This is a genomic window from Vibrio sp. 811, assembly GCF_033339195.1.
Map to the genome: position 1 here is coordinate 1 of NZ_JAWOUB010000210.1, position 870 is coordinate 870.

Annotated in this window: 1 pseudogene; it reads right to left on the reverse strand. The window is 48.3% G+C overall.

From position 1 onward, the window contains the following. Positions 1 to 807, reverse strand: a pseudogene (locus R7Q46_RS25875) (flagellar motor protein MotA); the annotation flags it as partial. Positions 808 to 870 lie beyond the last annotated feature (63 nt).

The window sequence follows — 870 nt, forward strand, 5'->3', positions numbered from 1 at the left end:
AAGGATGATCTGGCCAACTACGCCACCCGCATTTAGACGATCTTTCAGCGTTGGCGAGTTCGCTAGTTGTTCTAAAAGAATGCCACGCGATGGATCAATGACTAACGAATCCAATTCGCCGTTGGTGAATGCGCTCGCTGTCGGACCATTTTCTGGCTGACGCAAATAGTTCACTGCGTCACCGCGCTGGCCGTTCCATTTCACATAGCCATTGTCATCAAGTAGTGCCATTGCGCCAAGACGAACACCGTTGACTGTCTGTTCTTTACCTTCTCCATCGAGCAAAGTGAAAGAGACCTTCGCCAGTTCGCCACTTGCGGTAACTTGCTCTTCCATACTGCGCCACATCGCTTGCAATTGCTTCAACGTCGGTAGAGACTTCGCCGCGACAATAGCTTCAATGTCTTTTTGATATGAGTTGGCATCTACGCCTGTCACTGCGTGTTTCAGTTCTGACTCAAGCTCTTTCGCGTTTTGACGAACAACACCAAATAGTTCGCCTAGGCTGCCCGTTTCTAAACGCAATTTTTCTTCTAGCTGAGCCAGTTCCGCTTCATTTTCACTAAACGTGACGCTTAATGTATCAGCTTCGGCTTGAAGGGCTGCACGTTCAGCAACGAGCTTGTTTTTAATTGCTTGCAGCTCTTGTTCGGTTTTCTTGAAACCCGATTCACGTGACGCATTGTGCGTTTGTTGCTGACGATTTTCTTGCTGCGCTTTTTGCAACAACGTATCGCTCGCGAACGTTGTGTGAGGCATCATCGCCGCGGTTGAGATAAGAGCAACCGATAGCCATTTCTTGATCATTTACTTGCCCTCCGCAACCGTTAGTGACACTGGCAGAGTTAACATACTCGGTGCAATTTGTTT